This window comes from Roseateles noduli, from assembly GCF_050626985.1.
Taxonomy (GTDB): domain Bacteria; phylum Pseudomonadota; class Gammaproteobacteria; order Burkholderiales; family Burkholderiaceae_C; genus Roseateles; species Roseateles noduli_A.
This window is the reverse complement of record NZ_CP192463.1, coordinates 762,222-779,552: the sequence shown is the minus strand read 5'-3', so window position 1 is coordinate 779,552 and position 17,331 is coordinate 762,222. Positions and strand designations below refer to the sequence as shown.

Sequence of the window (17,331 nt, the reverse complement as noted above, 5' to 3'; positions counted from 1 at the left end):
CGACGTCCCCGACGCCTCTCGATGCTGCTGTCCGCGCTCCGCAAAGTCTTCAAGTTCCTGCTCGTCCTGCTGCTCGCCCTCGCCTTGCTGGCGGTCTGGGGATTCCTGATCGAGCCCCGCTGGGTGGCGCATCGCGAGATCGCCGTCGAGGTGCCCGGCTGGCGCGGTCCTCCAGCGCTGAAGGTGGCGGTCGCCTCCGACTGGCACATCACGCACGAGTTCAAGCACGTCATGACGATCGCGCGCGCCAACGCCATCGTCGACGAGATCAACGCCGCCAAGCCCGACGTCGTGCTGTTGCCCGGCGATTTCATCTACGGTCGCGGCGAGGACGGCACGACGCCGGAAGACGTGGCCGCCGTGCTCGGCCGCCTGCGCGCCACGCGCGGTGTGTACGCCGTGCTGGGCAACCACGACTGGTGGACCGACGGCCCGAGGTTCAGTCGAGCGCTGGGCGCGGCCGGCATCAAGGTGCTGCTGAACGAAGCGGTGCCGCTGCCCGACACCGACGTGTGGGTGCTGGGCATCGGCGACAGGACCTCGATGCAGAGCGACCCGGTCCGCGCCGCGCGCCAGTTGCCCGCCGGCGCCCAGGCGCTGACGCTGATGCATGACCCCGCCAGCGCACTCGCTCTGCCGCCGGTGCCAGGTCTTGCCGTGGCCGCGCACACGCATGGGGGTCAGGTCTGGATCCCGTTCGTCGGCTCCGCCGTCGCGCCGCACGGCTGGCCGAAGGACAAGACCCACGGGTGGGTGGACGTCGGCGGCCAGCCGGTCTACATCACCAGCGGTCTGGGCGTCAGCATCTATCCGGTCCGCATCAACATGCGGCCGGAGTGGGTGATGTTCAGCGTGAGCGGCACGGCCCGCGATTGAGGGAGGCCGTCGCCGCCATGCCGGCGCTAGCATCGCCGCCATGTGCTACAGCGCCCGCATCCGCCAGGAATGGAAGACCTTCTGCGCCCGCCTGGGCGTGAAGATCTCGCTGGCCGATTACATCGAGCTCTTCTGGGAACGCGCCGACGGCCGCAAGCTGCCCCTGCCCAAGACGATGGAGGCGATGTTCGCGGACCCGCGCACGGACGACGAGCAGCGCGCCTGGGACGCCGTCGTCCGCTACCGTGAGTCACGGACCGGGGAAATCGAGCAGGAGCTTTTCGAGCTGCGCCGCCGTGTCGCCGACGCCGAACGCAAGCTCGCCGCGAAAGCGACCAGGACCGCCGAGGACAGCCGGCGCATCGCCCTGAACAAGATCGACCAGCGCCTGCGCTGGCTCGGCGACCTGCGCCGCGATCTGCCGACCGAGGAACAGGACTCCCGCATCTACCCCGGCTGGTACGTGCCGGTCATCGTCATGGAGAACGGCCAACGCGTGCTCAAGCCGATGCGCTATCAATGCCGCCCTGCCGGCAAGCCCGCGTTCTTCGACACCAGGTTTCCAGGCACGTACAACGCGCGCCGCGACGGCCTCGCCGGCTTCTGGAAGGGCCAGTTCGGCGTGAGCCACGGCGTGATGGTCGCGGACGCGTTCTTCGAGATCGTCGAGCGCGACGGCCGCAAGGTGGTGCTCGAGTTCCGTCCGCAAGGTCACGGGGACATGCTGGTGGCCTGCCTGTGGTCCCGCTGGGAATCGCCGGAGGCGTCCGGCGAGCCGCCGCTCCTGTCCTTCGCCGCGATCACCGACGACCCGCCGCCCGAGATCGCGGCCACGGGACATGACCGCTGCGTGATCCCGATCAAGGAGGCCCACCTCGACGCGTGGCTGAACCCGCAAGGCGATGTGGCGGCCATGCAGCGCCTGCTCGACGACCGCGAGCGACCGTTCTACGAGCACCGGCTCGCGGCCTGATTGCAGGCCGGTGAAGAGCGCCGAGTTCAGCAGCAGGAGCAGCGGGGTAAGCAGCAGCACCGCGGGCACGATCAGGAGGAGCGTCGGCGGCAGCGACGACAGGTCGGGATGGACGACCTCCCGGTAAGCGACGCCCTGCATCTGCATCTGCATCTGCATTGCCACGGCGATGACGATGCCGTCGGCCGGCACCCGCCCGAGGCCGAGCGCCAAGGCTGAGACCACCCTCGCGCGCGTGATAGCCTCGCGCCCCATGTCTCAAGAGCCCACCGTCGACGACGCCCCCGCGCGCGCCTCGCTGCCCGAGGTGCTGCTGCTCGCCAGCGTCTTCGTCATCGCCGCCTGCGGGCTGGTCTACGAGCTCGCGGCCGGCGCGCTCGCGAGCTACCTGCTCGGCGACTCCGTCCTGCAGTTCTCGACCATCATCGGCGCCTACCTCTTCGCGATGGGCGTCGGGTCCTGGCTGTCACGCTACATCGACCGCCAGCTGATCGCGCACTTCCTGCGGCTGGAGCTGCTCGTCGGCGTCATCGGCGGGCTGATGCCCGCGGCGCTCTTCACCGCGCACAGCCTGCTGCCGCCATCGCAGGTCGCCGCCTTCCGCGTGCTGCTGTACGGGCTGGTGCTGCTCGTGGGCATGCTGGTCGGCCTGGAGATCCCGCTGGTGATGCGCATCCTCAAGCGTCACTTCCGGCAGCGCTACGCGCTCAAGGAACTGGTGTCGCAGGTGCTGACCTTCGACTACCTCGGCGCGCTGCTGGTCGCCGTCGCGTTTCCGCTGCTGCTGGTGCCCAACCTCGGGCTGGTGCGCACGGGGCTGTTCTTCGGGCTGCTGAACGTCGCGGTCGCGGTGTGGGCGCTGTGGCTGTTCCGCGCGGAGCTGCGCGGCTGGCGCTCGCACGCGCTGACCTGCGCGGTGGCGATCGGGCTGCTCGCCGCGGCGATGGCCGGCGCCGACCGGCTCAGCACCTGGGCCGAGGACCGCTTCTACGGCGAGCAGATCGTGTTCAAGGAAAGCAGCAACTACCAGCGCATCGTCGTCACGCAGGGCGCGGCGGGCACGCGGTTGTTCCTCAACGGCAACCTGCAGTTCCACTCGCGCGACGAGTACCGCTATCACGAGGCCCTCGTGCATCCCGCGATGGCCGCGCAGGGCGCGCCGCGCAAGGTGCTGGTGCTGGGCGGCGGCGACGGCATGGCGGTGCGCGAGATCCTGCGCTATCCGTCCGTCGAGCAGGTCACGCTGGTCGAGCTCGACCCGCACATGACGACGCTGTTCTCGACGATGCCGCTGCTAAGACAGCTGAACAAGGACGCGCTGCTGAGCCCGAAGCTGCACATCGTCAACGCGGACGCCTTCAGCTGGCTGGAGACGACCGACGAGATATTCGACGTCATCGTCATCGACTTCCCCGATCCGAGCAATTTCGCGCTCGGCAAGCTGTACACGGCCAGCCTCTACAAGATGGTCGACCAGCACCTGAGCGCATCGGGGTACGCGGTGATCCAGTCGACCTCGCCGCTGGTGGCGCCGCGCGCGTTCTGGACCGTCGTGAACACGGTGGAGTCGGTCGGCCTCACCGCGACGCCGTACCACGCCCACGTGCCGAGCTTCGGCGAATGGGGCTTCGTGCTGGCGAGCCGGCGTCCGTGGTCGATGCCGCGCCAGTTGCCGCCGGGGCTGCGCTTCCTGAGCATCGACGGCATCCCGGCGCTGATGAGCTTCCCGCCGGACATGGCGCGACCTGAAGGGCTCGAAGTGAACCGCCTGTCCAACCAGGTGCTGGTGCACGAGTTCGAGCGCGAATGGGGCAAGTTGCATTGAAGCGGCGTGACCTGCTGACGCGCACGCTGGCGGCCTCGCTGGCCACATCGCTGGTGCCGATGCTGTCGGCGAGCGGCCGCGACGCGCGGCCGCTCGCCGATCGGCTGGCCGAGCGCCTCGTGGAACTGCCCGGCGGCTGGACCGGCGCGAACTGGGAGCGCGGCCATCGGCTGCGCGGCGCCCTGCCCGTCTGGTCGGCGGCCACCGGCGCGCCCCAGCGCGCGCAGGTGCTGGTGCTCGGCGCGGGGATCGCGGGACTGGCCTGCGCGCGCCGGCTGCGACTGCAAGGCGTCGATGTCGCGCTGCTCGATCTGGAGGATGTCCCCGGAGGCAACAGCCGTGGGCATCGCATCGGCGCGGGCCCGGCGCTCGGCGGAGGGCTGCGCTGCCCGCTGGGCGCGCACTACCTGCCCACGCCGGGGCCGGAGGCCGTCGAGGTGCGCGCGCTGCTGGAGGACCTCGGACTCGCCCGCCAGGAGCACGGTCGCACCGTCTACGAGGAACGCTGGCTCTGCCACAGCCCGCAGGAGCGGCTCTGGTGGCACGACCAGTGGGTCGACGGGCTGCTGCCGCCGGCCGAGTCGCCGGAGGTGCAGGCGCAGTACCGCCGCTTCGGTGAACTGGTCGACCGGGCGCGGCATGAGGTCGGCTTCGCGATGCCGAGCACCCATCACGCATGGACGCCGGCGCACCAGGCGCTCGACGCGAAGACCTTCGCCGCGTGGCTCGACGAGCACCAACTGACCGCCGCGCCGCTGCGCTGGTACCTGGACTACTGCTGCCGCGACGATTACGGCGCCGATGCCACGCAGGTGTCCGCGTGGGCGGGGCTGCACTACTTCGGCAGCCGCCACGGCTTCATGAGCGGCGAGGAACGCGAGGCCGTGCTGACCTGGCCGCAAGGCAATGGCTGGTTGTCCGAGCGCCTGGCCGCGCCGCTCGGCGAGGCCTTCCACGGCGGACGCACGGCGCTGCGCGTGCGCGAGGAGCGCCATGGCGTGCAGGTGCTTGTCTGGAACGACAGGGACCAGGTGGCGGAGTTGTGGGAAGCCGATCAGGTCGTGATGGCGATGCCGCTGTTCATCGCGGCGCGGCTTCTGGAGCAGCCACCGCCAGCGCTGACCGAGGCCGCGAAAGGCATGCGCTACGCGCCGTGGCTGGTGACGAACCTGTTGCTCGACGCGCCGCCGCTGGAGCGGCTCGGCGCGCCGATGTCCTGGGACAACGTCGCCTACGGCGGCGAGGCCCTGGGCTACGTCAACGCGAACCAGCAGGACCTTGATCCGAGCCGTGGTCCGATGGTGCTGACCGCCTACCGCTCGCTGCGCGAGTCACAGCGCAAGGACCTGCTGCAGGACGACTGGCGCGCGTGGGCGGCACGCGTGCTCGCGGACATGGCGCCGATGCACCCGGACCTGCCGGAGCGGCTGCAGCGCATCGAGCTGATGCGCTACGGACACGCGATGAGCATTCCGCATCCGGGGCTGCGCGGGTCACAGGCGCTGACCGCGCTGCGCGAGCGCCCGCAAGGGCGGCTTCATTTCGCGCATGCGGATCTGGCGGGGTACTCGGTGTTCGAGGAGGCGTTCACGCAAGGTGAGGTGGTGGCGGCGCGCTTGACGCGCCGACCTCCTCGCTAGAAGCGCGGTGCGTGATGCAGCGCTTGCAGAATTTCAGCAAACCCTTTTTCGTCCAAGGATCCCTCCGCAACGCAAACCATAGCCTCTTCAAGTTGAAGACACCTCTGCAGGTCGATTCCCTCCCTGCCCAGATAGGTCAACGCAGCGACGAGGCCGGTCCTCTTGTTTCCGTCATTGAAGACATGCCCCCGAGCGACTGCCACCGCATACATGGCTGCAATCTCTCAAAGACATCTCCGATCTCTCCGTACTGAAGCCGGTGGCTGACGCGTGCCAGCGCACCGTCCAGAGAACCGACATCGCGGTCACCTGGCAAGCCACCCTCATTCAACAGGATGGACTCATGAAAGTCGCGGACCTCTTGTTCGCTGAGCATGACGTCATCGCTTGGCAAGGGCGCGAAGAACGTCGCGATGCACTTCCATGACCTTCTTCGCCGCAGCCATCGTCTCCGGATCGATACCCTCCCGCGGCGTCATGTGCTTGGCGGGATGCATGATCCGTTCCTTCAATGCCGGAATGCCGATCCGCTTCCTGATCGCTTCATCCATCGTCGTCCCTCCTGATGTCGTTGATGAGGGTCAGATCTTGCGTGAGGCCTCCTCGAGCGTCCATGACTCGGATCAGTAAGAATTGGCCTCAAGGAGCCCGCATGCCTCACGACCTCGACCAAGCCATCCTGCTCGCCCCTGCCGGCGGCCACCGCTTCGCCGGTGCGACGAATCCGGCCTACGCCAACATGGTCGGTCCGTTCGGCGGCACGACTGGTGCGGCGATGCTCAACGCCGCGTTGCTGCATTCGGAGCGCATCGGCGAGCCGATCGCGCTGACGATCAACTTCTGCAGCCCGCTCGCCGACGGCGCCTTCGAGGTCGAAGCCCGCCCCGCCCGCACGAATCGGTCGACGCAGCATTGGGTGCTCGAACTCACGCAGAACGGCGAGGTCGCCGCCACCGGCAGCGCCGTCTTCGCGCAGCGTCGCGAGACCTGGTCCGCGAAGGAAGCCGAGCTGCCCGCGGACGTGCCGCCCGCCGCGGAACTCCAGCCGCTGCCGAAGGTCGGCTTCCTGCCCGCCTGGGTCTCGCGCTACGACATGCGCTTCCTGCCCGGCTTCGGTCCGGGGCCGTTCGACGGCCAGGAGCAGCCGCACTCGATCAGCCGCTACTGGGTCCGCGACGAGCCCGCGCGCCCGATGGACTTCCCGTCCCTCGCCGCGATCTGCGACAGCTTCTTCCCGCGCATCTTCGTCCGCCGCCGCAAGCCCGGCGCGATCGGCACCGTCACGCTGACGACCTACTTCCATGCGGACTCGGTCATGCTCGCGCAGCAGGGCGACCGGCACGTGCTCGCGATGGCAAAGGCGCTCAATTTCCGCAACGGCTACTTCGACCAGACCGCCGAAGTCTGGAGCGACGACGGCCACATGCTGGCCAGCACGCACCAGATGGTCTATTTCAAGGAGTGAGGCGGCACTCGCCGTTGCGGCGATCAACGGCGACGTTCATCCGCCGCTCGGCCTAGAACGGCGGCCGAGCCCGTCCGCCGGATCGGTCACCGATTCAACCGCCCGTGACCGGCGGGAAGAACGCCACTTCCGCGCCGTCCTCGACGGGCGTGTCCTCGGGCAGGATCTGCTGGTTCAGCGCGCAACGGATCGCGCGGCCACGCGCCAGCGCCTCCGCGTGCGCCGCGTCGCTGGCGATCAGCGCATCGCGGATCGAGCCCAGCGTCGCGCCGGCGTGGTGAGGGAAGCGTTCGTCGGTCCCCAGGGCCTCGCGCAGCGAGGCGAAGTAGCGCACGGTGATCGTCATCTCGGGTCGATTCGTCAGGACAGCCGTCAGAACAGCTCGTTGAACGGAATGAAGCGCAAGACCTGACCCGGCGCCACCGTGCTGCCGGGCGGCAGGTCGATCAGGCCGTCGGCCCACGCCGCCGAACTCATCACGCCCGAACTCTGGTTGCCGAACAGCTGCAGCCCGCCCGCGTCGCTCAGCTTCGCGCGCAGGAACTCGCGGCGCTTGTCGGCCTTCGTCCAGGTGAACTCGGCCGGCAACGGCAAGGCGCGCGGCGTCAGCTGCGTCGCGCCCTGCATCCGCAGCAGTACCGGCCGCACGAACAGGAGGAAGGTCACGAAGCTCGACACCGGGTTGCCCGGCAGTCCGATGAACCAGGTGCGTCCGCCGGTGCTGGTCACCTCGCCGAACGCCAGCGGCTTGCCGGGCTTGATCGCGATCTGCCACAGGTCCAGGCGGCCTTCGCGCTCGAGCGCGGGCTTCAGGTGGTCCTCCTCGCCGACGGACACGCCGCCGGAGCTCAGGATCAGGTCCGCGTCCTTCGATGCCTCGCGCAAGGCCGCGCGGGTCGCCTCGAGCGAGTCGGGCACGATGCCCAGGTCGCGCACCTCGCACCCCATCGCCAGCAGCAGCGCGTGCAGCGTCGTGCGGTTGGAGTTGTAGATCTGGCCGGGGCCCAGCGGCTGGCCGGGCAGCACCAGCTCGTCGCCGGTCGAAAACAGCGCGACGCGAGGGCGCGCCGCCACCGTCAGCGCCGCCGCGCCGGCCGTCGCGGCCAGGCCCAGCGAGGCCGCATTCAGGCGCATGCCGGCACTCAGCACCGGTTGACCGACGCGCAGGTCTTCGCCTCGACGGCGGATGTGCAGGCCCACTGTCAGCGGCCCGTTGATGCGCACCTGGCCGAGGCTGCCCGCCACGCCCGTGGCATCGGCGATCGCCTCGCACTGCTCCTGCATCAGCACGGAGTCGGCGCCCTCGGGCACGGTCGCGCCGGTGAAGATCCGCGCCGCCGTGCCGGGTTGCAGCGGCTGCGGCACCGAGCCCGCCGCCACGCGCTGCGACACCGGCAATACCGCGCCTTCGCCGCCCAGCGCCGCGACGTCGGCCGCGCGCATCGCGTAGCCGTCCATGGCGCTGTTGTCGTAGGGCGGTACGTCCAGCGGCGAGACCAGGTCCTGCGCCAGCACGCGACCGCGCGCCAGCGGCGTCGTCACCGACTCGGTCCGCCCCAGCGGCGTGACCTGCGAGAGCAGGCGCTCCAGCGCCTCCTCCATCGGCATCATCGGCGCGCGCGGTGTGGCAGCGGCGCCCGGGACGTTCTTCGCGTCAGACATGGTCGACGATGAACTGCTTGACCTGTTCCACCGAGACCGGCATCACGCTGACGCGCTTCGGACGCGTCTCGAGATCGTCGAGCGCGGCCGGACGCGGCGGCACGATGCCGAGCGCTTCTTCGATGGTGACGGCGAACTTGGCCGGCAGCGCCGTCTCCAGCACCAGCATCGGCACGCCCGGCTCGCGCTTCGCGAGCGCGACCTTCAAGCCATCCGCCGTGTGCGTGTCGATGACGACACCGTACTGCTGATGGCACAGACGGATCGTCGCCACGCGATCCTCATGCGTGCTGCGCCCCGAGACGAAACCGTAGCGTTCGCCGATGCGGGCGCGCTCCTCGGCGGTGATCTCGAAGAAGCCCTTCGAGGCCAGTTCCTCGCCGAACAGCCGCTTCACGCGCGAGGCGTCGCGGTCCAGCAGATCGAACACGAAACGCTCGAAGTTGCTCGCCTTGGAGATGTCCATCGACGGGCTGGAGGTCTCCAGCGTGTGCTCGGCGCCGCGCGGGCGATAGACGCCGGTGCGGAAGAACTCGTCGAGCACGTCGTTCTCGTTGGTCGCCACGACCAGGCGCTCGATCGGCAGGCCCATCCGGCGCGCCACGTGGCCCGCGCAGACGTTGCCGAAGTTGCCCGACGGGACGGTGAAGCTCACGCGTTCGTCGTCGGTCTTCGTCGCCTGGAAGTACGCGGCGAAGTAGTAGACGACCTGCGCCAGCAGCCGCGCCCAGTTGATCGAGTTGACGGTGCCGATGCGGTGACCGCGCTTGAAGTCGAGGTCGTTGGACACCGCCTTGACGATGTCCTGGCAGTCGTCGAACACGCCCTGCACCGCGATGTTGTGGATGTTGGGATCCTGCAGGCTGAACATCTGCGCCTGCTGGAACGGGCTCATGCGGCCGTGCGGACTCAGCATGAAGACCTGGATGCCGGCCTTGCCGCGCATCGCGTACTCGGCGGCGCTGCCGGTGTCGCCGGAGGTCGCGCCGAGGATGTTCAGCGTCTCGCCGCGGCGCTGGAGCTCGTACTCGAACAGCTGGCCGAGCAACTGCATCGCCATGTCCTTGAACGCCAGCGTCGGACCGTTGGACAGCGCGACCAACGCCAGGCCCGGCTCCAGCGGCTTCAGCGGTGTGATCTGCGGCGTGCCGAAGACGGCTTCGGTGTAGGTCCGGTGCGCGATCGCCTTCAGGTCGGCGGCAGGGATGTCGTCGATGTAGAGCGACAGGATCTCGAACGCCAGGTCGGCGTACGACAGGCCGCGCCAGCGGCCGAGCGTGGCGGCATCGATCTGCGGATACGCGACCGGCAGATACAGCCCGCCGTCGGGCGCCAGGCCCTCCAGCAGGATGTCGCAGAAGTGGCGCTCGGCCTTGTCGCCGCGGGTGCTGAGGTATTTCACGCCAGCTCTTCCTTGCGCAGCTTCACGATCGGCGCCAGCACGGTCTGCAGCGCCTGCATCTTCGCCAGCGCCTCGCTCATGCGGCCTTCCTGCGTGTCGTGCGTCAGGATGATCAGGTCGGTCTGGCTTTCGCCTTCGGCCGACTCGCGCTGCAGCACCGCGTCGATGCTGATCTCGTGCTCGGCCAGGATGGTCGTGATGCTCGACAGCACGCCCGCCTGGTCCGCCACCCGCAGCCGCAGGTAGAACGCCGTCTGCACCTGCGCCATCGGCAGGATCGGCGTGTTGTTCATCGCGTCCGGCTGGAAGGCCAGGTGCGGCACGCGGTGGTCCGGATCGGCCGTCGCCAGGCGCGTGATGTCGACCAGATCGGCGATCACCGCCGAGGCCGTCGGCTCCGCGCCCGCGCCCTTGCCGTAATACAGCGTCGTGCCGACCGCGTCGGCCTGCACCAGCACCGCGTTCATCGCGCCCTCGACGTTGGCGATCAGCCGGCCCGACGGGATCAGCGTCGGATGCACGCGCAGCTCGATGCCGTTGTCCCGTCTGCGGGCGATGCCCAGCAGCTTGATGCGGTAGCCGAGCTGCTCCGCGTACTTGATGTCGGTCGCCTGCAGCGCCGTGATGCCCTCGACATGCGCCTGATCGAACTGCACCGGGATCCCGAACGCGATCGCGCTCATGATCGTCGCCTTGTGCGCGGCGTCCACGCCCTCGATGTCGAAGGTCGGATCGGCCTCGGCGTAACCCAGCCGCTGCGCCTCCTTCAGCACCGTCGCGAAGTCCAGCCCCTTGGAGCGCATCTCCGACAGGATGAAGTTGGTCGTGCCGTTGATGATCCCGGCGATCCACTCGATGCGGTTGGCCGTCAGGCCCTCGCGCAGCGCCTTGATGATCGGGATGCCGCCGGCCACCGCCGCCTCGAAGGCGACCATCACGCCCTGCTCGCGCGCCGCGGCGAAGATCTCGCTGCCGTGCACCGCCAGCAGCGCCTTGTTGGCCGTCACCACGTGCTTGCCGGCCTTGATCGCGTCCAGCACCAGCGTGCGCGCGATGCCGTAGCCGCCGATGAGCTCGACGACGATGTCGATCTCCGGGTTCGCGATCACGTCGCGCGCGTCGGCCACCACCGGGCAGGCGTCGCCGACGATGCTGTGGGCGCGCTCGACGTCCAGGTCGGCCACCATCGCGATCTCGATGCCGCGGCCGGCGCGGCCGCGGATCTCCGCCTGGTTGCGGCGCAACACCTGGAACGTGCCGCTGCCCACGGTGCCAATGCCCAGCAGGCCAACTTTGATCGGGTTCATCGTCTTGTCTTTCAGAAGGTCGGGAGGTCAGCGTGCGTGGCGTTTGCGGTATTGCGCCAGGAATCGCTCGATGCGGCCGATGGCTTCACGGAGATCGTCCGTGTTGGGCAGGAACACAAGCCGGAAATGATCGGGAGCTTTCCAGTTGAAGCCCGTCCCCTGGACGATCAGCACCTTCTCTTCGGCCAGCAGTTCGTAGGCGAACTGCTGGTCGTCCTCGATCGGATAGATCTTGGGGTCGAGGCGGGGGAACATGTACAGCGCGGCCTTGGGCTTGACGACGCTCACGCCCGGGATCTGCGTCAGCAGCTCGTACGCGAGGTCGCGCTGGTGGCACAGCCGGCCGGTCGGCGCGACCAGGTCCTTGATGCTCTGGTAGCCGCCGAGCGCCGTCTGGATCGCGAGCTGGCCCGGCGTGTTGGCGCACAGGCGCAGCGAGGCCAGCATGTTCAGGCCCTCGATGTAGTCGCGGGCGTGGCGCTTCTCGCCCGACACCACCATCCAGCCGGCGCGGTAGCCACAGCTGCGGTAGTTCTTCGACAGGCCGTTGAAGGTCACGAACAGCACGTCGTCGGCCAGGCTGGCCATGCTGGTGTGGGTGTTGCCGTCGTAGAGCGTCTTGTCGTAGATCTCGTCGGCGAAGACGATCAGCTCGTGGCGCCGCGCGATCTCGATGATGCCCAGCAGCACGTCGTCCGGATACAGCGCGCCGGTCGGGTTGTTGGGGTTGCAGACCATGATGCCGCGGGTGCGCGGCGTGATCTTCGATTCGATGTCCTGCAGGTCCGGCAGCCAGCCCGTGCCCTCGTCGCACAGGTAGTGGACCGGACGGCCGCCCGACAGGCCGACCACCGCCGTGTAGAGCGGGAAATCGGGCGACGGGATCAGGATCTCGTCGCCGTCGTTGACCAGCGCGTTGATCGCCATCTGGATCAGCTCGGACGCGCCGTTGCCCAGGTAGACATCGTCCACCGACACGCCGCGGATGCCCTTCTCCTGCGTGTAGTGCACCACCGCCTTGCGCGGCGCGAACAGCCCCTTGCTGTCGGTGTAGCCGCCGGCGTCGGCCAGGTTGCGGATCATGTCCTGGACGATCTCGTCCGGCGGCGTCAGCCCGAACACCGCCGTGTTGCCGATGTTGAGCTTGATGATCTTCTGGCCCTCTTCCTCCATCTGCCGCGCCTTGTCCAGCACAGGCCCGCGGATGTCGTAACTGACGCTGGAAAGCTTGCTGGACTTGGCGACGGTTCTCAAGATGACTCCGGGCGAGGTTTCACGGGAAGCTCTGCGGAGCTTTCCGAGGGTTCCGCAAAGGGAACGCACAGGGGAAAATCAGGGCCATCGATTTAAACACAGGGTTATCGCGGGTAATCCCACGCCCGCGGGGAGACACCCTCCGTCGCTGCCAGAATCACCCTCAATGAAATTTCAACCCGACCAGCCGCTCGGCGGCAACATGATTTCGGCCCACGACCTGAACCACGTGTGGGTCAACGGCGTCGAGCAGGCCCACAGCGTGCTGGTGCCGTGGCAAGGGCAGCCGGAGAACTGGGACGTCACCCGCTTCGAGGACCTCACCGAGGCGCACTTCGAGCGCATCCTGGCGCTCAAGCCGGAGCTGGTGATCTTCGGCAGCGGATCGAAGCTGCGCTTCGTCAGGCCCGCGCTGTACCGGGGCCTGATCCAGGCCCGCATCGGCATGGAAACGATGGACATCGGCGCCGCCTGCCGCACGTACAACGTGCTGGCCAGCGAGGGGCGCGCGGTGCTGGCGGCCCTGCTGATCGAGCCATGAGCCCGACATGATCGCGTCCTGATCGCGTCCTGATCGCGTCCTGAACGCCCGCCCCGGGCCCCGCGAACCCTGCCGCCGCCGCGGCTTGCCTCCCTCTCTCTGGGAGGCTGCCTACTCGTCCATGTCAGAGGGGGCGAGGAACGACCCATTCAACGTATAATCGCTGGCTATGCCCACCCGGGCACATCTCTCTGAAGAACGCCACATGACGCCAGCGCTCAACAAACCCCTCCCGGACATTGAAGCTCTTGCCACGGGAGGCGTGAAGTTCACTCCCAAGGAATTCCTGGGTCGGGTCGTGGTGCTGTACTTCTATCCGAAGGACAACACCCCGGGCTGCACGACCGAAGCGATGCAGTTCCGTGATCACCACAAGGAATTCGTCAAGGCCGGCGCCGTCGTGCTGGGAGTTTCCCGCGACAACATGGCCTCGCACGACAAGTTCAAGCAGAACCTGGAACTGCCGTTCGAACTGATCGCCGACACCGAAGAAAAACTCTGCCACATGTTCGGCGTGGTGAAGAACAAGATCATGTACGGCAAGAAGGTCAAGGGCATCGAACGCTCGACATTCCTGATCGACGCCCAGGGCATCCTGCGCGAAGAGTGGCGCGGCCTGAAGGTCGCCGGCCACGTCGAGGAAGTCCTGAAGGCCGTCAAGGCCCTCAAGAAGGAAGCCGCCTGATCGTCTGCGCGGCCCGCGCCAGGACGTCCTGAGGGCCGCGGAACTTCGCATCGGACCATCGAATCCGATCGCCGACACCTCGGGTTTGCGCTGAGCCGCGCACGGCGGCGTCTGACAGCAACGCCGCCATGCGTCCGTCACGGGCGGACGCCGCGAATTGTGCATAATCAGCCGCATGCCCCTGTGCCTGATCGCAGCGAATGAATTCCCAAGGACGAGCCGCACCGCCCCCGGTGCGGCTTTTTGTCTTCTGGGATCCGCGTGCGAGTTCGAGGCCCCCGATGCCGCCGATACCTCCGGCATCGCCACCGCCCGTCAGGCCCGGGGCATGACCCCTGGTCCGCATCGACCCAGGCTCATCACGCAAGCCCGTCACCCCCGCACATGCCACTGCCCAAGCCTCCGACCAAGCGCGCCAGCCGCCTAGATTCCGACGCCTTCGCGACCGACCTGTCGCCCAGCAAACGGCTCCCCCAGAACGAGGCCAGACCGTCCGCCCCCCTCGCCGCCCCGATCGCGGCGACCCGGCACGCGCCCGAGGCCAGCCATTCCGCCGCCGCTCCCGCACAGCCGTCCGCGGCCAACGCGCGTGCGCGCACGGAGCCGGTCGAAGCCCGCGGCGGCAATTCGCCGTCGCTGGCGCTGGTGTCGCCGGCCCCGTCCAGGGCCCCCGCGAAGAAAACCGCCCCGACCCGCGCCAAGGCGCGCAAGCCGGCCGGTGACCCCAAGCTGTTCGTGCTCGACACCAATGTGCTGATGCATGACCCGATGTCGTTGTTCCGCTTCGAGGAACATGACATCTACCTGCCGATGATCACGCTCGAGGAGCTGGACGGCCACAAGAAGGGCATGACCGAGGTCGCCCGCAACGTGCGCCAGGTCAGCCGCGATCTGGACGCGCTGGCCACCAGCCTCAAGTCGAGCACGATCGAGGAAATGTCCAAGGGCCTGCCGCTGGACCAGACCGGTCACCGCGAGGCCGGCGGCAAGCTGTTCTTCCAGACGACCCTGTTCGAGGCCCCGCTGCCGCAAGGCCTGCCGCAGGGCAAGGCCGACAACCAGATCCTGGGCGTCGTCCAGGCGCTGAAGCAGCAACAGCCGGGCCGCGAGGTGGTGCTGGTGTCCAAGGACATCAACATGCGCATCAAGGCCCGCGCGCTGGGCCTGCCGGCGGAGGACTACCGCAACGACAAGACGCTGGAAGACTCCGACCTGCTCTACACCGGCGTGCAGGCGCTGCCGGCGGACTTCTGGGAGCGCCACGGCAAGACGATGGAGAGCTGGCAGCAAGGCGGCACCACGTTCTACCGGATCAGCGGCCCGCTGGTGCCGACGCTGCTGGTGAACCAGCTCATCTACCTGGAAGCGCCGGGCGCCGCGCCGCTCTACGCCAAGGTGCAGGAGATCACCGGCAAGACCGCGGTGCTGCGCACGCTGAAGGACTTCGGCCACCAGAAGCATTCGGTCTGGGGCGTCACCGCGCGCAACCGCGAACAGAACTTCGCGCTGAACCTGCTGATGGATCCGGACTGCGACTTCGTCACCCTGACCGGCTCGGCCGGCACGGGCAAGACGCTGATGACGCTGGCCGCCGGCCTGTCGCAGGTGCTCGACGAGCGCCGCTACACCGAGATCATCGTCACCCGCGTGACGGTCCCGGTCGGCGAGGACATCGGTTTCCTGCCCGGCACGGAAGAGGAAAAGATGGGCCCGTGGATGGGCGCGCTCGACGACAACCTGGAAGTGCTGGGACGCGGCGACAGCGCCGCCGGGGAATGGGGCCGCGCGGCCACCAACGACCTGGTGCGCAGCAAGATCAAGATCAAGAGCCTGAACTTCATGCGCGGGCGCACCTTCCTGAACAAGTACGTGATCATCGACGAGGCGCAGAACCTGACGCCCAAGCAGATGAAGACGCTGATCACACGCGCGGGTCCGGGCACGAAGATCGTCTGCCTGGGCAACCTGGCGCAGATCGACACGCCCTACCTGACCGAGGGCAGCTCCGGCCTGACCTTCGCGGTCGACAAGTTCAAGGGCTGGGCGCACAGCGGGCACGTCACGCTGGCGCGCGGCGAGCGCTCGCGGCTTGCGGACTTCGCCTCCGAGGTGCTCTGAGCGGCGGGCCTGCCGGCCCTTCCCGCTCCCGCCAAGCCACCCTTCGGGGTGGCTTTTTCATTCCCGCTTCGATCCCTGCTTTCGGGCGAGCGCGCCCTACTCTTCGGGGGTCAGTTTCGACTGGACGGTCTCCTCGGCGGCACCTTCGTCGCGGCGCAGCTGGTAGAAGATGAACGCCGCCAGCGCAGCCATGGCGCCGAGCGCAAGATAGGTGCCGTGGAAGGCGGGAACGATCGCGGCGCCCTCGGTGCGCGGCAGCCCGTGCGAGAACAGCAGCAGGAAGGCACTCGAGGTCGCCACGCCCAGGCTCATCGACAATTGCATCACCACGGCCAGCAGGCTGTTGCCGGGACTGGCGGTGCGTTCGTCGAGATCGCCCAGCGTCAGCGTGTTCATCGCCGTGAACTGCATGCTGTTGACCATCCCGAACAGCCCGAGGTGGATCGCCAGCCAGACATGCCCGACGCCGCGCGGGATAAGCGCGAAGCTCGCGATCAGCACGCCCAGCAGCAGCGTGTTGACGATCAGCACGCGGCGGTAGCCGGCACGCTTGATCAGGCGGATTGCCAGGGTCTTGGTGAACATCGCGCCGAGCACCGACGGGATCATCGACAGGCCCGCCTCGCTCGGCGAGAAGCCCAGCCCCACCTGCAGGAACAGCGGCGTCAGGAACGGCGTCGCGCCGCTGCCCAGCCGCGCGAAGACGTTGCCCAGCAGCCCGATGCGGAAGGTCGGCACGGCGAAGAGCGCGGGCGTGAAGAGCGGCTCGTCCGTGCGGGTCGCGTGCAGCCAGTAGGCCATCATGCAGGCCACGCCGGCGATCAGCATCACGAAGCACACGGCGACGCTGACCATGTGCTCGCCGAAGCCCTGCAGCGCCAGCGACATCAGCATCAGCCCCACGCTGAACAGCCCGTAGCCGCCCCAGTCGAAGCGCTTGCCGATGGGGCCCTTGATCTCCGGCATGAAGCGGCGGCAGGCGAAGGCCCCGGCCAGGCCGACCGGCAGGTTGATCAGGAAGATCCAGTGCCAGCTGACGAACTCCACCAGCACGCCGCCCAGCGTCGGCCCGAGCAGTGGTCCGACCAGCCCCGGCAGGCTGATGAAGGTCATCACCGCGAGGAACTCGGCCTTCGGGAAGGCCCGCAGCACGACCAGCCGTCCGACGGGCACGAGCAGCGCACCGCCGACGCCCTGCACCACCCGCGACGCGACCAGCACATGCAGGCTGGGCGAGACCGCGCATGCCAGCGACCCCAGGCTGAACAGCCCGATCGCCCACAGGAAGACGGTCCTCGTCCCGAAGCGGTCCGCCAGCCACCCCGACGCGGGGATCAGCAGGGCCACCGTCAGCAGGTAGGCGACGACGGCGGACTGCATCCGCAGCGGGTCTTCGCCGAGGTCGCGCGCCATGCCCGGCAGCGCGGTGTTGAGGATGGTCGTGTCCAGCGTCTGCATGAAAAACGCCAGCGCGACGACCCACGGCAGCCAGCGGCGGGTGGCGTCGTCGAGGACCGGGCGACCGAGCACGTCGAGCGGCGTCGTCGAGGAGGAAGGCATGGGCGGCATCCGGCAAGTATCGG

The 17,331-nt window shown here is 68.4% G+C and carries 16 protein-coding genes; 8 read left to right on the top strand and 8 right to left on the bottom strand.

The annotated features are described in order from the left end of the window. Positions 1-21: 21 nt before the first annotated feature. The 4 genes from ACQ4L4_RS03460 (at position 22) to ACQ4L4_RS03445 (ending at position 5,314) form a co-directional block, all read left to right on the top strand. On the top strand, positions 22-876 hold the full coding sequence (locus ACQ4L4_RS03460) for a metallophosphoesterase (protein ID WP_431102795.1): 855 nt from the start codon (positions 22-24) through the stop codon (positions 874-876). Positions 877-916: 40 nt separating this feature from the next. Then, positions 917-1,849 (top strand): SOS response-associated peptidase family protein, encoded by a 933-nt coding sequence (locus ACQ4L4_RS03455; protein WP_431102794.1) that lies wholly within the window; start codon positions 917-919, stop codon positions 1,847-1,849. Positions 1,850-2,102: 253 nt separating this feature from the next. Next, positions 2,103-3,674, top strand: coding sequence for a polyamine aminopropyltransferase (locus tag ACQ4L4_RS03450; protein WP_431102793.1), 1,572 nt, complete (start codon positions 2,103-2,105; stop codon positions 3,672-3,674). Then, positions 3,656-5,314, top strand: a complete 1,659-nt coding sequence (locus ACQ4L4_RS03445) for a flavin monoamine oxidase family protein (RefSeq protein ID WP_431102792.1) — start codon at positions 3,656-3,658, stop codon at positions 5,312-5,314. Before ACQ4L4_RS03450 ends, ACQ4L4_RS03445 begins: the two co-directional genes overlap by 19 nt. Here the strand turns inward: ACQ4L4_RS03445 and ACQ4L4_RS03440 are convergent. Continuing rightward, the gene (locus tag ACQ4L4_RS03440; protein WP_377155714.1) at positions 5,311-5,526 is read right to left on the bottom strand and encodes a Fic family protein; all 216 of its coding nucleotides are present in this window, start codon (positions 5,524-5,526) and stop codon (positions 5,311-5,313) included. The two genes, ACQ4L4_RS03445 and ACQ4L4_RS03440, sit on opposite strands and share 4 nt — an antisense overlap. 168 nt (positions 5,527-5,694) lie before the next feature. Beyond that, positions 5,695-5,865, bottom strand: coding sequence for a hypothetical protein (locus tag ACQ4L4_RS03435; protein ID WP_377155716.1), 171 nt, complete (start codon positions 5,863-5,865; stop codon positions 5,695-5,697). A 101-nt stretch (positions 5,866-5,966) separates the two neighbouring features. Here ACQ4L4_RS03435 and ACQ4L4_RS03430 point away from each other — a divergent pair, with 101 nt between their 5' ends. Next, the gene (locus tag ACQ4L4_RS03430; protein WP_431102791.1) at positions 5,967-6,779 is read left to right on the top strand and encodes an acyl-CoA thioesterase; all 813 of its coding nucleotides are present in this window, start codon (positions 5,967-5,969) and stop codon (positions 6,777-6,779) included. Positions 6,780-6,873: 94 nt separating this feature from the next. On the opposite strand, the gene ACQ4L4_RS03425 is transcribed toward ACQ4L4_RS03430, so the two are convergent. Genes ACQ4L4_RS03425 through ACQ4L4_RS03405 form a run of 5 tightly spaced genes read right to left on the bottom strand, consistent with a single transcriptional unit; the run spans position 6,874 to position 12,404 of the window. Next, positions 6,874-7,125: a MoaD/ThiS family protein gene (locus tag ACQ4L4_RS03425; RefSeq protein ID WP_088408244.1), complete on the bottom strand. Its 252-nt coding sequence runs from the start codon at positions 7,123-7,125 to the stop codon at positions 6,874-6,876. A gap of 26 nt (positions 7,126-7,151) precedes the next feature. Beyond that, positions 7,152-8,441: a molybdopterin molybdotransferase MoeA gene (locus ACQ4L4_RS03420; protein ID WP_431102790.1), complete on the bottom strand. Its 1,290-nt coding sequence runs from the start codon at positions 8,439-8,441 to the stop codon at positions 7,152-7,154. After that, positions 8,434-9,843 (bottom strand): threonine synthase, encoded by a 1,410-nt coding sequence (thrC, locus tag ACQ4L4_RS03415; RefSeq protein WP_431102789.1) that lies wholly within the window; start codon positions 9,841-9,843, stop codon positions 8,434-8,436. Before thrC ends, ACQ4L4_RS03420 begins: the two co-directional genes overlap by 8 nt. Further along, the gene (locus tag ACQ4L4_RS03410; RefSeq protein WP_431102788.1) at positions 9,840-11,150 is read right to left on the bottom strand and encodes a homoserine dehydrogenase; all 1,311 of its coding nucleotides are present in this window, start codon (positions 11,148-11,150) and stop codon (positions 9,840-9,842) included. The genes thrC and ACQ4L4_RS03410 overlap by 4 nt, the downstream gene beginning before the upstream one ends. A gap of 27 nt (positions 11,151-11,177) precedes the next feature. Then, positions 11,178-12,404, bottom strand: a complete 1,227-nt coding sequence (locus ACQ4L4_RS03405) for a pyridoxal phosphate-dependent aminotransferase (protein ID WP_431102787.1) — start codon at positions 12,402-12,404, stop codon at positions 11,178-11,180. 166 nt (positions 12,405-12,570) lie between these two features. Here ACQ4L4_RS03405 and ACQ4L4_RS03400 point away from each other — a divergent pair, with 166 nt between their 5' ends. From ACQ4L4_RS03400 to ACQ4L4_RS03390, 3 genes are all read left to right on the top strand, one after another. After that, on the top strand, positions 12,571-12,945 hold the full coding sequence (locus ACQ4L4_RS03400; RefSeq protein ID WP_431102786.1) for an Mth938-like domain-containing protein: 375 nt from the start codon (positions 12,571-12,573) through the stop codon (positions 12,943-12,945). A gap of 205 nt (positions 12,946-13,150) precedes the next feature. Further along, on the top strand, positions 13,151-13,630 hold the full coding sequence (locus tag ACQ4L4_RS03395) for a peroxiredoxin (RefSeq protein ID WP_067270239.1): 480 nt from the start codon (positions 13,151-13,153) through the stop codon (positions 13,628-13,630). 384 nt (positions 13,631-14,014) lie between these two features. Next, entirely contained in the window at positions 14,015-15,748 is a 1,734-nt protein-coding gene (locus tag ACQ4L4_RS03390) for a PhoH family protein (protein WP_431102785.1), read from the top strand. A 96-nt stretch (positions 15,749-15,844) separates the two neighbouring features. Here ACQ4L4_RS03390 and mdtD read toward each other — a convergent pair whose 3' ends face one another. Then, positions 15,845-17,308: a multidrug transporter subunit MdtD gene (mdtD, locus tag ACQ4L4_RS03385; protein WP_431102783.1), complete on the bottom strand. Its 1,464-nt coding sequence runs from the start codon at positions 17,306-17,308 to the stop codon at positions 15,845-15,847. Positions 17,309-17,331 lie beyond the last annotated feature (23 nt).

Coding starts and splice junctions, on each gene's coding strand:
- ACQ4L4_RS03460 (WP_431102795.1), top strand. CDS start 22: ATGCTGCTGTCCGCGCTCCGCAAAGTCTTCAAGTTCCTGCTCGTCCTG.
- ACQ4L4_RS03455 (WP_431102794.1), top strand. CDS start 917: ATGTGCTACAGCGCCCGCATCCGCCAGGAATGGAAGACCTTCTGCGCC.
- ACQ4L4_RS03450 (WP_431102793.1), top strand. CDS start 2,103: ATGTCTCAAGAGCCCACCGTCGACGACGCCCCCGCGCGCGCCTCGCTG.
- ACQ4L4_RS03445 (WP_431102792.1), top strand. CDS start 3,656: ATGGGGCAAGTTGCATTGAAGCGGCGTGACCTGCTGACGCGCACGCTG.
- ACQ4L4_RS03440 (WP_377155714.1), bottom strand. CDS start 5,526: ATGTATGCGGTGGCAGTCGCTCGGGGGCATGTCTTCAATGACGGAAAC.
- ACQ4L4_RS03435 (WP_377155716.1), bottom strand. CDS start 5,865: ATGGATGAAGCGATCAGGAAGCGGATCGGCATTCCGGCATTGAAGGAA.
- ACQ4L4_RS03430 (WP_431102791.1), top strand. CDS start 5,967: ATGCCTCACGACCTCGACCAAGCCATCCTGCTCGCCCCTGCCGGCGGC.
- ACQ4L4_RS03425 (WP_088408244.1), bottom strand. CDS start 7,125: ATGACGATCACCGTGCGCTACTTCGCCTCGCTGCGCGAGGCCCTGGGG.
- ACQ4L4_RS03420 (WP_431102790.1), bottom strand. CDS start 8,441: ATGTCTGACGCGAAGAACGTCCCGGGCGCCGCTGCCACACCGCGCGCG.
- ACQ4L4_RS03410 (WP_431102788.1), bottom strand. CDS start 11,150: ATGAACCCGATCAAAGTTGGCCTGCTGGGCATTGGCACCGTGGGCAGC.
- ACQ4L4_RS03400 (WP_431102786.1), top strand. CDS start 12,571: ATGAAATTTCAACCCGACCAGCCGCTCGGCGGCAACATGATTTCGGCC.
- ACQ4L4_RS03395 (WP_067270239.1), top strand. CDS start 13,151: ATGACGCCAGCGCTCAACAAACCCCTCCCGGACATTGAAGCTCTTGCC.
- ACQ4L4_RS03390 (WP_431102785.1), top strand. CDS start 14,015: ATGCCACTGCCCAAGCCTCCGACCAAGCGCGCCAGCCGCCTAGATTCC.
- mdtD (WP_431102783.1), bottom strand. CDS start 17,308: ATGCCTTCCTCCTCGACGACGCCGCTCGACGTGCTCGGTCGCCCGGTC.